Here is a 13,195-nt window from a genome sequence, read left to right as displayed (position 1 = left end):
CCACGAATTAGCACAAATTAAAATCTTTGCGAACCTTGCGGTAAAATAATAAGATGATGAGAATTACCATATTAGATGATTACCAAAATGCGGTTACAAAACTAGAATCTTTCAAAATGTTGAAAGGATTGGATGTTACTATTCTGAATCATACCGAGAAAGACAATTTAAAGTTAGCCGAGTTATTAAAAGACTCCGAAATTATTGTTTTAATTAGGGAAAGAACAGAAATTTCAGCCGACCTGCTTTCCAGATTACCTAAATTGAAATTGATTAGCCAAACAGGAAAAAAATCCAATCACCTTGATATTGCTGCTTGTACAAAATATAACGTTGCTGTTGCTGAGGGAATTGGTTCGCCTGTAGCTCCATCTGAACTTGCGTGGGCATTAATCATGAATACAGTTCGTCAGATTCCTCAAGCTATTCAGGCAATGAAAGAAGGAAAATGGCAAACTAATATTGGTTCTACTATTCGAGGCAAAACAATAGGTATTTGGGGGTATGGAAAAATAGGCCAACAAATAGCTAAATATGCAAATGTATTTGGAGCAACGGTTTTAGTTTGGGGAAGTGAAAATTCAAGAAATCAGGCTGTTGCTGATGGATATCAGAAAGCAGATTCTAAAGAAGAATTCTTCTCCCAAAGTGATATTATCACATTACATCTTAGACTTAATGAAAGTACCTTCGGGATTGTAAAAGAAGCCGATTTAGATTTGATGAAACCAAACGCAGCTTTAATAAATACTGCAAGAGCCGAATTAATAGAAAAAGGAGCCTTATTAAAGTCACTTAAAAAAGGAAAACCTGGATTTGCAGGAATAGATGTTTACGAAGAAGAGCCTATTTATGATGTAGATTTTGAATTGCTAAATATGCCAAATGTTGTTTGTACACCTCACATAGGTTATGTTGAGAAAAATAGCTACGAACTCTATTTTGAGAAAGCTTTTGAGAATGTAATTAATTATATCAATAGTAATCCAACAAATATTGCAAATCCCGAAGCATTGATTAAATTTGAATGATAAGTTCAACTGCAAAGTTCGCTAGGTTTATTTTCTTTGCGTTCATAGCGTAGATCTTTGCGCTCTGTGCGGTTAAAAAAACATATGCTTAAGAATATGAAAGCAAAAATTAATAATGAATTCGAAATCGACTTATCAAAACCTATCGATATTTCGATTCCGCTTACAAATACAGATGAAAACCCAATTGCTTGGTATATCGAAAAGCCAGTAATCGAACCCGTGGTTTTTGGTGATTGGATAGGAAAAGTTTCAGAAGGGAAATCATCTACCAACTTTAATAATATTTTCTTTAATCCGCATGGGCATGGTACACACACCGAATGCTTGGGGCATATTACACGAGAATTTTATAGCATTAATGATTCTCTAAAAACATTTTTCTTTTTGGCGGAATTGATTTCGATTGAACCAGAACCTCAAGGCGAAGATCTTGTTATTACTAAAGAGCAAGTTCGAAAAGCCATGAGCACATCTCCCGATAGCTATCGGGATCCGCTCGGTGTGACAATCGAAGCAATAATAATCAGAACGTTTCCAAATCAAAAAACTAAAAAAGCAGCAAAATATTCAAATACAAATCCGCCTTATTTGTCGGAAGAGGCTGCGATCTTTATTCGCGAAAGCGGAATTCAGCATTTACTAATTGATTTACCAAGTGTAGATAAAGAGCATGATGAAGGAAAACTTTTGGCACATAAAGGGTTTTGGAATGTAAAAGATGTAAATAAGCTTAATGCTGATGCAAGATTAAATGCTACAATTACCGAAATGATTTATGTTGATGACGAAATAAAAGATGGGAGGTATATACTGAATTTGCAGATAGCTTCGTTTGAAAATGACGCAAGCCCAAGCAAACCAATTTTGTATAAAATATGATTACAGTCAGCACTGATAAGAATAAATTAGATGTTCCGTTTATTCAGCATTTCTTAAAAGATATTTATTGGGCTGCAGGCCGTACCATGGATGAAGTTCAGATTACGATTGATCATTCGTTTTGTTTTGGAATTTTTCTGGATAATAAACAAATTGGCTTTGCCCGCGTAATTACCGATTATGTGGTTTTTGCTTATGTAATGGATGTTTTTATTACCGAAGAACATCGGGGTAAAGGTTATTCGTCAATTCTAATTGAAAGAATGATAAATGAGCCAGCATTAAAAGATGTTAAAATATGGAGATTAGCAACTACAGATGCTCATTTCTTATATAACAAGTTTGGATTTACTGCATTAAAAAGCCCAGAGAAAATGATGGAAAAAGTAGTATTATGAAAACAGTTATAAAACTAGAAGAGTTAGGTCTATTTGTTCTCGGAATATATTTGTTTGGTCAATTAGATTATCAGTGGTGGTGGTTTCTGGTTTGGATATTAGCACCCGATTTCTCCATGCTTGGTTATGCAATTAATGCTAAAGTTGGTGCTTTTTTATATAATGTATTTCATCATAGAGGAATTGCTGTTTTTGTTTATATTTTAGGTTGCTATTTAAAGTTAGAAGCACTACAACTTGTTGGAGTTATTTTATTTTCTCATGCTTCTATGGACCGAATTTTTGGTTATGGATTAAAGTATGAAACAGGTTTTAAGTACACACATTTAGGTGAAATTGGTAAATAAGAAATGATATGAATTTAGAAACGTATTATGAATATTGTCTTTCTAAAAAAGGAGCCACAGAACATTTTCCTTTTGATGAAGAAACATTGGTGTTTAAAGTTGGTGGAAAAATGTTTGCATTATCATCTTTAACCCAATGGGAAAAAGAGATTCCTTCGGTAAATTTAAAATGTGATCCAGAGCGTGCTCAGGAATTACGTGCCGAATACGATGATATAAAGCCGGGGTATCATATGAGTAAAGTACATTGGAATACTATTACGATGAATGGAGATTTGCCTACTGCTTTTATAAAAGAACTGATAGATCATTCGTATGATTTGGTTTTCAAAAGTTTGACGAAGAAAATTCAGAATGAAATTATTGAATTAAAAAATTAGGCATTACATTTGTAACGTAAGACAAAAAACTAGCAACTCAGTTACTTTGTAACTTAGCAACTTATAAAATATGAAAGAACAATTTAAAAAGTTTTTAAACGAAGAACAAGACCCAAAAGCGATTGAAAAAATTACTTCTAAGCTCAATGATTTATTGATGAGAGGTGAAGAGATTGGATATATTGCAGTTCAGAAAAAACCGGCAATCACTGTTTTTCCTGATAGTATTGTTGTAACAAACAAAAGAATTATAATATGTAAGCCTAAAAACTTAGGTCTTTCGATGGATTTTACTGATTATACTTGGGATGATATCGTTGGTACATTTGTAAAAGAAAACATTCTGGGGTCAGAGTTTTCTTTTTCTACCAAAACTGATATTCAGTTTTCTATAGATTATATTCCTAAAATTCAAGCAAGAAAAATTTTTACTTACGCAAAAGAACAGCTAGATATACTTAAAAATCCAATTCTTGCAACTGCTCCAGTTGCTGAGGTTACAGAGCCTGAAGAAGTTGAGGCAATAGAAGAGGAAGAAGTAGAAGAAATCGAAACAGAAGAAGTTACAAACTATGCTGAAATTATACCAGCGACACCAGTTTATAACGAACCAATTCACGAAACTTCATTTGTAGCAGGCGAAAGAAGATTAAGTGATATGTCTCAAGATGAGCTTTTTGAAAAATTACAGAATTACAAGAAGTTATTAGACAACGGATTGATTATGCAAGGAGAGTATGATGCATTCAAAAAAGAGATCTTGAGTTATATGTAAGTAAGTCTGAATGTCCTAAAGTCAAAAGTCTTAAAGCCATTTAGGTTATAAATAAAAAAGTCGAAAATAGTAAAGTTTCTATTTTCGACTTTTTCTTTTAAATAATATTGGTCACTTTAAGACCTTCGACTTTTAAACTTTAAGACTTATAGAGTCGCTTTCTGTTTTTCTACAAAGCGATGCGCTTGTAATTCGAGTAATTCTTTTGCTTTTTGTCGCTGTAAGTTGTAGATGTCTTTATCTTCGGCAATATCGGCATAAACTTTATCATGCATTGCAGCACTAGTTTTTACTAATAAACTACGTTGGTATTTGTTTTGCTCCAGAGTAGCTTTTAATGCCGTTTCAAGTTCTTCTTGCTTAAAATCATATTCTCCTCTTGGAGCTAATAATTTGGCTATAATCGGTGATGTTTCGATTGCTAGAAACAATAGCATAATAAAGAAAGAAGGAACCCAAGGAAGCTTGTTCAGAGCATTTATTCGTGCCATTAAACCATCAAAACCATCAATGATAGGCTGAGTTTCTGATACTTTTTTGTCTACATCAGCTTGCAGTACCAGCGCAGCTTTTTCTTTTTCGGCTATTTTTACCTCATTCTGAGCTTTCAAAGTTGCATATTCCTTTAATGCAGTATCATGTTTGTCACGTTTCTCTTTATAAACGGGACCTTTACCTAAACGTTTTGAACCAGCTGTTCCTTCGGCTTCGGTAATGTAAGTGGAATATAATGCGTTTACTTCTTTCTCTTTGTTAAGGATATCCGATTTTAATCCAGCGATTTCAGCTTTGTTCTTATCTAAATCGGATTTATAATAATTACCAACTTCTTTTTTATTGGCAAGAGCCATTGCATTTTTCTCTTTTAATAAAACGGTGTTGATCTCCTTTTCAAAAATTTTGATTTCTAAAGGTTTTGAAATTACTATTGCTATAATAACTGCCAGAATAATTCGGGGTGTTGCTTGAAGGAATTCATCCCAAACACGGTCTCTTTTTTTTATTGTAGATACAATAAAACGGTCAAGATTAAAAATAAGTAAACTCCAAACAAATCCGAAAAGCATTGCTGGATATACAGAGTCGAAAACAGTAAATAGGGCATAAGCACTAGCGATAAATGCCATTACTGCAGTAAAAAAAACGGTAGCTCCAATACCGACATACTTGGTTTGTTCACTTTCTGAACAGTCCTCGAGGAGATTTTTATCTGCTCCAGAGCAAAGGATAAAAAATTGTTTCAACATGATTGATTGTTTTTGATTGATTGATAAGGCAAATTTAACGCCAAAAAATTAATAAAGAGATAAATAGTTGATATGTTTTTGATTAGAGTATTGTTTTTGGTGTTTACAATAGCTCTTTTATAGCATTTTTAAATAGGAGTAATGTTAATTTTACTCAATCTTTTTGAGGGTTGGTATTATTTTAAAGTGAAAAAATCTAGTTTAAAAAGTAGAAGCATAACGTTATGTTAAATTTTTTAGGTGGTAGAGTTAATATGCAGAAACTAGTTTAGCACCGTAGTAAAACAACCAAAACCAAGATGAAAAAAAATTGTTTAGTATTAGTTCTATTTTTAATAACCTTAGTTGGTTATGCCCAAAAAGGAATTGTTTCTGGAAAAGTGTTAGATGCAGATGATAAATTGCCTTTGCCAGGAGCAATGATTGAAATTGTTGGTCAGAATAAGTACACTGTTTCTGATTACAACGGAAGATATGAATTGCTGAATGTAATGTCAGGATCTTATCAAGTTAGAGTTAAATATATGGGATATACAGAGAATATCCAAGATGTCGTTGTTGCTGATGGTAAGAATGCAGTGATAGATTTTGCGCTTAAATCGTCAGGAACAGAATTGAATGAAGTTGTTGTTGGAGATATCTTAAAAGGGCAAGCAAAAGCGTTAAACCAACAAAAAACGAATAAGAACATCGGTAATGTTATTTCGGCTGACCAAATGGGGCGTTTCCCAGATGCAAATGTTGGTGATGCCTTAAAACGTGTGCCTGGAATTACCATGCAGAACGACCAAGGCGAAGCTAGGAATATAATTATTAGAGGTTTGGCTCCTTCATTAAACTCAGTAACTTTAAATGGAGATCGTATTCCATCAGCCGAAGGTGATAATAGAAATGTACAAATGGATCTTATTCCATCAGACATGATCTCGACAATTGAAGTAAACAAAACGCTTACTCCTGATATGGATGCCGATGCTATTGGAGGTTCAGTCAATTTGATCACTAGAGCAACACCAAATGGCGAAAGAATCTCAGCAACAGTTGCGGGTGGTTATGCACCAATTAGGGATAAAGCTATTTATACAGCAGGATTAGTATATGGTAACCGTTTTCTTGATGATAAACTTGGTGCTGTGGTAAGTGGTTCTTATAATAATGTAGATTACGGCTCCGATAACATGGAGGCTGTTTGGACGAAAGACAAATTTGGAAATGAGTATTTAAGCAAATCCGAAATTAGAAAATATGATGTGCAACGTATTCGCAGAAGTGGAGCTATTGCCTTAGATTATAAATTTGATGACAACAATGCTATTTTTGCTAATGCAATTTACAATTGGAGAGATGATAGAGAAAATCGCTATCGAACTACTTATGACGATATAAAACCTATTTACAATGGCGAAGAAATTTCGGGTTTTACAGGAAGAGTAAAGCGCCAGACAAAAGGAGGAGTTGACGATAATCGTAATAAAAACCGAAGACTTGAAGATCAACGTGTACAGAATTATGCATTACGTGGAGAGCATTTGATAAATTCTAATTTAGATTTAGATTGGTCTGCAAATTATTCTAGTGCAAGAGAGTACCGTCCGCAAGAGCGTTATATTGAATACCGTCAGAAAGGATTGAACACAGCTCAGGATTTGTCGGATATGGAATTTCCTTTGGTTACAACAACTGGAGAAGCTTTAAATAAATTTAAATTTGATTCAGCAACCGAAAACACTAATGAAACTAAAGAGAGTGAATTTGGAGCTAAAGTAAATATTCGATTCCCTTTTACAATAATCCCTTCAGAAAAAGGAAGATTGAGAACGGGACTTAGATTACGTATGAAAGATAAATCGAGAGATAATATTTTTTACTCTTATGAGCCATTAAGTGGAATGGGAACTCTTGCTGATGTTGGAACTAGCTATTATGATGGGGCCGATTTTAATGCGGGTAGCAAGTATGTACCAGGTACATTTGTTTCCAGTTCTTATTTAGGAGGTTTAGATTTAAATAACCCTGCTTTATTTAATAAAGAGCTTAATCCTGCTGAATTTTTGACTGTAAATTATAAAGCCAAAGAAAATATTTATGCGGCTTACGTAAGATGGGATCAGGATTTTAATGATAAACTATCTATGATTTTAGGTTTCCGTGTAGAGAACACGCATATTGATTATACTGGGAATCGTGTTTTGGATGAAGAAGCATTAGAAGGACAGATTAATACGACTAATTCATACACAAACGTAATGCCTGGAATTTCGTTTAAATATAATGCTACTAAAGACTTGGTGTTAAGAGCTGCTGCGACAACAGCATTGGCACGACCTGATTATTATGCATTGGCTCCATATATTAATAATATTGCTACCGATTCTCAAATCTTAGCAGGTAATCCAGATCTTAAAGCGACCTATTCATATAATTATGATTTCATGGCCGAGAATTATTTTAAATCAGTTGGTTTGATTTCAGGAGGGTTTTTCTATAAAAACTTAAATGATTTTATCTATACCTATAGTGATAATCAATACACGACAGCAAAATTTGCAACGGACTTTCCTAACCAACAAAACCCAATTCCTGCAACTGATAATTGGACACTTATCCAACAAAGAAACGGTGATAATGTTGATGTTTATGGATTTGAAGTGGCATTGCAACGCCAATTGGATTTCTTTACAAGTCCATTCTTGAAAGGATTTGGGATTTATTTAAATTATACCTATACAAAATCAACTGCCAAAGGTATTGCTGATGCCGAAGGAAATGAAAGACGTAATATAAGTCTTCCGGGAACAGCTCCACATATGTTTAATGGTTCATTATCATGGGAGAATAAGCGTTTTTCGGCAAGAGTTTCGACTAACTTTACTTCAGATTATTTAGATGAATTAGGATCAAATGATTACAATGATAGTTATTATGATAAGCAGTTTTTTGTAGATGCAAATGCTTCATTTAAAATTACACCAAAGATTCGTGTTTTTGCAGAAGCAAATAACTTAACTAATCAGCCGTTACGTTATTACCAAGGTGTAAAATCGCATACTAAGCAGGTAGAATATTACCAAGCGCGTTACAATTTCGGATTGAAATTTGATTTTTAATATATAATTACAATGAATTTAGTGATGATTGACAGGAATAATGCATTCCTGTCAATTCTTTTAAAAACAACAATAACATGAAAAATAAATTTATACTACTCATAGCGAGTGCTTTTTTGATTTCTTGTGGAAGCAACTTAGCCCCTGTTCGTAAAGATGCCTTAAAACCAATAGTTGTAACACAACCACTTCCGCATGATACTGATGATCCGTCAATTTGGATTCATCCTACAGATCCATCAAAAAGTATTATTGTAGGTACAGATAAAGATACCGATGGAGCATTGTATGCTTTTGATTTAAATGGTAAAATCTTAGTTAAATCTGAAACATTAAAAAGACCAAACAATGTTGATATAGCTTATGGTTTACTTATTAATGGGAAAAAAGTTGATGTGGCAGTTACTACCGAAAGAGAAAGTAATAAAATCAGAGTTTTTAGCTTACCGGATTTAAAGCCTATAGACAATGGAGGGATTTCTGTATTTGATGGCGAGTTGTTACGTGATCCAATGGGAATTGCATTGTACACCCGACCTAGTGATCATGCGATATTTGCTATTGTAGGAAGAAAATCAGGACCATCGGGGAGCTATTTGTGGCAATATGAGTTATCTGATGCAGGAAACGGAGTAGTTGGTGGGAAAGTGGTTCGTAAATTCGGCTCTTATAGTGGTAAAAAAGAAATAGAAGCTATTGCTGTAGATAATGAGCTAGGCGTAGTTTATTATTGCGATGAACAATTTGGAATTAGAAAATACGTAGCCGATCCAGCGAGTAATCATAGCGATGTTGAACTTGCTGTTTTTGGTAAAGGTGATTTTAAAGCAGACAATGAAGGAATTGCTATTTATAAAAAAACGGCAACAACAGGATATATTTTGGTTTCTAACCAACAAGCAAATACTTTCATGGTTTATCCACGTGAGGGAGCTAATGGTGATTTAAATAGTTATCCTTTGCTTGCTGAAATACCTACTTCGACAATAGAGTGTGATGGTGCCGATGTGACGAATGTAAATTTAGAAGGCCCTTATAAAAATGGTCTTTTTGTGGCAATGAGTAACGGAATGACTTTTCATTATTATAGCTGGGATTCTGTGCAGAAACGTATTGATGAGCAAGTGAAGAAATAAATATTTAGTTGCAGTTTCAGTTTTCCGTTACACTTAAGTTACAGCTTGCTGTTTAAAAGTAGTGAGTACACTGAGAGTGAAGACTGGCTGTATACTGATACTAAAAACTGCGACTGAAAACTGATATTAAAACCGAGTATAAATACAAAAAGAGCTGTTCAATTGAACAGCTCTTTCTTTTTTGAATTAGTAAGTAAGACTTTTATTATGCTAATGGTGCTCCTGCCATAATCTCGGCATTAGCAAACTCTTCAAATTTTGCAAAATTAGCTTTGAATTTCTCTGCTAATTCTACTGCTTTAATATCGTATAATTTTGGATCTGCCCAAGTATTTCTAGGATTTAAGATTTCGTTAGGTACATTAGGACATGTTTGTGGTTTTGCAATTCCAAAAACAACATGATTTTCGTATGCTACGTTGTCTAATTCTCCGTTTAAAGCGGCAGTAATCATAGCACGAGTATATTTTAGTTTCATACGTGTTCCTGTTCCGTATGCTCCACCAGTCCATCCTGTATTAATAAGCCAAACTTTTACATTGGCATCTTTCATTTTTTACTCAACATTTCTGCATAACGTGTTGGGTGTAACGGCATAAATGGCGCTCCAAAACAAGCTGAAAAGTTTGGTTGAGGTTCGTCTATACCTGCTTCTGTACCAGCAACTTTAGCAGTATATCCAGAAATAAAATGGTAAGCAGCTTGCCCTGGAGTAAGTCTCGAGATAGGAGGCAAAATACCAAATGAATCTGCTGTTAAGAAGAAAATATTTTTAGGGTTTTTACCTATTGAACCTGGTTGAATATTGTCAATATGGGTAATAGGGTAACTAACTCTTGTATTTGGTGTAATTGAGATATCATCAAAATCTACCACATTTGTACCTGGTTTGAAAACAACATTTTCTAGTAAGGCTCCTCTTTTAATAGCTCTAAAAATGTCTGGTTCGTTTTCCTCAGTTAGGTTAATTACTTTAGCGTAACAACCACCTTCAAAATTGAATACCGTATTTTCATTTGTCCAGCCATGTTCGTCGTCTCCGATTAATTTACGGTCTGGATCAGCAGATAAGGTTGTTTTTCCTGTTCCTGATAAACCAAAGAAAATAGCTGTATCTCCATCTTTACCAACATTAGCACTACAATGCATTGGTAATGTGTTTTTAAATACAGGCAAGATGAAATTTAAAGCTGAAAAAATTCCTTTTTTCATCTCCCCAGTATAACCCGTTCCGCCAATAAGAGCTATTTTTTTTGTGAAATCTAAGATTGCAAAATTGCTTTGTCTTGTTCCGTCTACAGCTGGATCAGCCATGAAGCTTGGAGCACAAATTACTGTCCATTCAGGAGTAAAGTTTGCTAGCTCACTTGCTTCTGGTCTCAGAAACATATTGTAGCAGAATAAATTAGACCATGCTGTTTCAGTTACAACACGTACATTTAATCTGTAATTAGGATCAGAGCAAACATATGAATCTCTAACAAATACTTCTTTGTTAGAAAGGTATTGAGTGACTTTGTCATATAATTTTTCGAAGGCAGCTGGTTCAAAAGGGATATTTACTTTTCCCCACCATACTTGGTCTTCAGTAATACTATCTTTTACAATAAAACGATCTTGAGGCGAACGTCCTGTAAATGTACCAGTATTAATTGCTAATGCACCCGTTGAGTCCTCTACACCTTGACCAGACTGTATCGTGATGTTGTGTAATTCGTCAGCCGATAACTGATAATGTATTGTTGCATTTTTAATCCCTAACTCATTTAGCGAAATCGATTGCGTAGATAACGTTTGATTGTCCATAAATTTTTTAAGTTGTTGTGTTTTATTTTATAGACTGTAAAATTAGATATTATATTTTAGATATAGATTTATATAACTAATTTTATGACTTTTGTTTAATAATTTTAACAAAAAGAACGCTCCAGGCAAGAATTAATAGGAGTCCGCCTATTGGAGTTACGAATCCTATAATTTTAAAGTCGAAAGATGTAAGGTTATTCGTCGCTAGTAGGTAAATAGAACCTGAAAATAATAACACTCCAGCCACAGCCAGATTATAAATAACTTTAAGCGTTTTTTGAGAAAGTTCTTTTCGTGTAGCTACAAAAAACAAAAAGAAGGCATGATACATTTGGTAGCGAACCCCAGTTTCAAAGGTAACTAACTCCTCTACAGATAAAACTTTTTTTAGAGCATGTGCTCCAAATGCTCCTAAAATGATAGCTATCATTCCTAAAAAAGCAGCCGTTGCAATTATTTTTTTATTCATCACAAAAATAGATTAGTCTTTACAAAAATAGGCTTAATACTTTCAATTTGAAAAAAATTAAGAGAACTTTTTGAAAAAATTTATGTTGTTTTTAAAAAGATAAATTCTGCTTATTTTTGGTTTAAAATAATATTTAGTTCAATATTTTAACATTATTTTATTGTTATGAATATAACAATATTGTATGTTTGTGTTATATATGTAAAATATGAGAGTAGTTTTGGTCATTGGAGCAGGTAGATCGGCATCGTCATTAATACGGTATTTATTAGATAAGTCCGAAAAAGAAAACCTGCATCTTATTATAGGAGATTTGTCTTTGGCACTTGCCGAAAAGAAAACGAATGGTCATCCTAATGCTACTCCTATTGCACTAGATATTTTTGATAAAGAACAGCGAAGACTGGCTATACAGCAAGCAAACATTGTTGTATCGATGTTGCCCGCTCATTTGCATATAGAAGTTGCTAGAGATTGTTTGCTTTATAAAAAACATATGGTTACAGCATCATATATAAGTGACGCCATGCAGGAATTAGATAAGGAGGCAAAAGCCAATAATCTGATTTTTATGAATGAAATTGGACTAGATCCTGGTATTGATCATATGAGTGCCATGAAAGTAATTGATGAAATTAGAGAGAAAGGTGGTAATATGCTGTTGTTCGAATCTTTTTGTGGCGGACTTGTAGCTCCTGAATCAGATAATAACTTGTGGAATTATAAATTTACTTGGGCTCCCCGAAATGTTGTTTTGGCAGGGCAGGGTGGTGCCGCTAAATTTATTCAGGAAGGAACGTATAAATACATTCCGTATTGTAATTTGTTTCGTAGAACCGAATTTTTAGAAGTAGAGGGCTACGGTAAATTTGAAGCATATTCTAATAGAGATTCCTTAAAATATAGAACGATTTACGGTCTTGAAGATATTCTTACTTTATACCGTGGAACGATTAGACGTGTTGGATTCTCTAAAGCATGGAATATGTTTGTGCAATTAGGAATGACCGATGATAGTTATGTTATGGAGAATTCTGAGACAATGAGTTATCGTCAGTTTGTGAATTCTTTTTTACCTTATCATCCTACAGATTCTGTTGAGATAAAAATGCGTTTGATTCTTAAAATAGATCAAGATGATATTATGTGGGATAAGCTTGTTGAGCTTGACTTGTTTAATCCTAATAAATTTGTTGGATTAAAAGAGGCTACTCCTGCTCAAATATTAGAAAAAATACTTTCGGATAATTGGACATTGCAACCTCATGATAAAGATATGATTGTAATGTATCACAAATTTGGATATGTATTAAATGGTGTTGACACGCAAATAGATTCCAAAATGGTTTGTATTGGTGATGATCAAACCTATACGGCAATGGCTAAAACGGTAGGATTGCCTGTTGCTATGGCTACCTTATTGATATTAAATGGCAAGATTACAACTCCTGGGGTTCAATTACCGATAAATAAAGAAGTGTATTTGCCTATTTTAAAAGAATTAGAAGAATATGGTGTTGTATTTCATGAGCAGGCAATGCCTTATTTTGGATACAATCCTGATAAACTTCTTAGTTAACCTTTTTTGAAAATTTTTTTTAGAATTTTTTTTAGTTT

Annotated in this window: 11 protein-coding genes and 1 pseudogene; 9 read left to right on the top strand and 3 right to left on the bottom strand. The window is 33.7% G+C overall.

Translation table 11 applies throughout. The features are described from left to right. The first annotated feature begins 53 nt into the window (after nt 1–53). The 6 genes from EAG11_RS15955 to EAG11_RS15930 all read left to right on the top strand — a co-directional run bounded on the left by EAG11_RS15955 (nt 54) and on the right by EAG11_RS15930 (nt 3,813). Complete coding sequence (locus EAG11_RS15955; protein WP_242499180.1) at nt 54–1,031, top strand: D-2-hydroxyacid dehydrogenase family protein; 978 nt, start codon at nt 54–56, stop codon at nt 1,029–1,031. A gap of 96 nt (nt 1,032–1,127) precedes the next feature. Then, nucleotides 1,128–1,913: a cyclase family protein gene (locus tag EAG11_RS15950; protein ID WP_129540024.1), complete on the top strand. Its 786-nt coding sequence runs from the start codon at nt 1,128–1,130 to the stop codon at nt 1,911–1,913. After that, nucleotides 1,910–2,311, top strand: a complete 402-nt coding sequence (locus EAG11_RS15945; protein ID WP_129540023.1) for a GNAT family N-acetyltransferase — start codon at nt 1,910–1,912, stop codon at nt 2,309–2,311. Before EAG11_RS15950 ends, EAG11_RS15945 begins: the two co-directional genes overlap by 4 nt. Continuing rightward, the gene (locus EAG11_RS15940) at nt 2,308–2,658 is read left to right on the top strand and encodes a DUF4260 domain-containing protein (RefSeq protein WP_129540022.1); all 351 of its coding nucleotides are present in this window, start codon (nt 2,308–2,310) and stop codon (nt 2,656–2,658) included. The genes EAG11_RS15945 and EAG11_RS15940 overlap by 4 nt, the downstream gene beginning before the upstream one ends. 8 nt (nt 2,659–2,666) lie before the next feature. Further along, nucleotides 2,667–3,038 (top strand): MmcQ/YjbR family DNA-binding protein, encoded by a 372-nt coding sequence (locus tag EAG11_RS15935; RefSeq protein ID WP_129540021.1) that lies wholly within the window; start codon nt 2,667–2,669, stop codon nt 3,036–3,038. 70 nt (nt 3,039–3,108) lie between these two features. Beyond that, the gene (locus tag EAG11_RS15930; protein WP_129540020.1) at nt 3,109–3,813 is read left to right on the top strand and encodes a PH domain-containing protein; all 705 of its coding nucleotides are present in this window, start codon (nt 3,109–3,111) and stop codon (nt 3,811–3,813) included. A 146-nt stretch (nt 3,814–3,959) separates the two neighbouring features. On the opposite strand, the gene EAG11_RS15925 is transcribed toward EAG11_RS15930, so the two are convergent. Further along, nucleotides 3,960–5,060 (bottom strand): DUF4407 domain-containing protein, encoded by a 1,101-nt coding sequence (locus tag EAG11_RS15925; protein ID WP_129540019.1) that lies wholly within the window; start codon nt 5,058–5,060, stop codon nt 3,960–3,962. A 299-nt stretch (nt 5,061–5,359) separates the two neighbouring features. Here EAG11_RS15925 and EAG11_RS15920 point away from each other — a divergent pair, with 299 nt between their 5' ends. Continuing rightward, the gene (locus EAG11_RS15920; protein ID WP_129540018.1) at nt 5,360–8,167 is read left to right on the top strand and encodes a TonB-dependent receptor; all 2,808 of its coding nucleotides are present in this window, start codon (nt 5,360–5,362) and stop codon (nt 8,165–8,167) included. Between the two features lie 77 nt (nt 8,168–8,244). Continuing rightward, nucleotides 8,245–9,303, top strand: coding sequence for a phytase (locus tag EAG11_RS15915; RefSeq protein ID WP_129540017.1), 1,059 nt, complete (start codon nt 8,245–8,247; stop codon nt 9,301–9,303). 205 nt (nt 9,304–9,508) lie between these two features. On the opposite strand, the pseudogene pckA reads toward EAG11_RS15915, so the two are convergent. Both pckA and EAG11_RS15905 read right to left on the bottom strand, forming a co-directional pair. Further along, nucleotides 9,509–11,109 (bottom strand): annotated as a pseudogene (pckA, locus tag EAG11_RS15910) (phosphoenolpyruvate carboxykinase (ATP)). A gap of 82 nt (nt 11,110–11,191) precedes the next feature. Next, nucleotides 11,192–11,578: a DUF423 domain-containing protein gene (locus tag EAG11_RS15905; RefSeq protein WP_129540016.1), complete on the bottom strand. Its 387-nt coding sequence runs from the start codon at nt 11,576–11,578 to the stop codon at nt 11,192–11,194. Between the two features lie 208 nt (nt 11,579–11,786). On the opposite strand from EAG11_RS15905, the gene EAG11_RS15900 reads away from it, so the two are divergent. After that, nucleotides 11,787–13,157 carry a saccharopine dehydrogenase family protein gene (locus EAG11_RS15900; RefSeq protein WP_129540015.1) on the top strand — a complete coding sequence of 457 codons (1,371 nt, stop codon included), beginning with the start codon at nt 11,787–11,789 and terminating at the stop codon, nt 13,155–13,157. Nucleotides 13,158–13,195: the final 38 nt, after the last annotated feature.

The sequence above is a fragment of the Flavobacterium sp. 140616W15 genome (assembly GCF_003668995.1).
Taxonomy (GTDB): domain Bacteria; phylum Bacteroidota; class Bacteroidia; order Flavobacteriales; family Flavobacteriaceae; genus Flavobacterium.
This window is presented reverse-complemented; position numbering and strand designations above follow the sequence as displayed.

Bases quoted from the DNA above. Each gene is read 5' to 3' on its own strand.
- EAG11_RS15955 (WP_242499180.1), top strand. From the start codon at position 54: ATGATGAGAATTACCATATTAGATGATTACCAAAATGCGGTTACAAAA.
- EAG11_RS15950 (WP_129540024.1), top strand. From the start codon at position 1,128: ATGAAAGCAAAAATTAATAATGAATTCGAAATCGACTTATCAAAACCT.
- EAG11_RS15945 (WP_129540023.1), top strand. From the start codon at position 1,910: ATGATTACAGTCAGCACTGATAAGAATAAATTAGATGTTCCGTTTATT.
- EAG11_RS15940 (WP_129540022.1), top strand. From the start codon at position 2,308: ATGAAAACAGTTATAAAACTAGAAGAGTTAGGTCTATTTGTTCTCGGA.
- EAG11_RS15935 (WP_129540021.1), top strand. From the start codon at position 2,667: ATGAATTTAGAAACGTATTATGAATATTGTCTTTCTAAAAAAGGAGCC.
- EAG11_RS15930 (WP_129540020.1), top strand. From the start codon at position 3,109: ATGAAAGAACAATTTAAAAAGTTTTTAAACGAAGAACAAGACCCAAAA.
- EAG11_RS15925 (WP_129540019.1), bottom strand. From the start codon at position 5,060: ATGTTGAAACAATTTTTTATCCTTTGCTCTGGAGCAGATAAAAATCTC.
- EAG11_RS15920 (WP_129540018.1), top strand. From the start codon at position 5,360: ATGAAAAAAAATTGTTTAGTATTAGTTCTATTTTTAATAACCTTAGTT.
- EAG11_RS15915 (WP_129540017.1), top strand. From the start codon at position 8,245: ATGAAAAATAAATTTATACTACTCATAGCGAGTGCTTTTTTGATTTCT.
- EAG11_RS15905 (WP_129540016.1), bottom strand. From the start codon at position 11,578: ATGAATAAAAAAATAATTGCAACGGCTGCTTTTTTAGGAATGATAGCT.
- EAG11_RS15900 (WP_129540015.1), top strand. From the start codon at position 11,787: ATGAGAGTAGTTTTGGTCATTGGAGCAGGTAGATCGGCATCGTCATTA.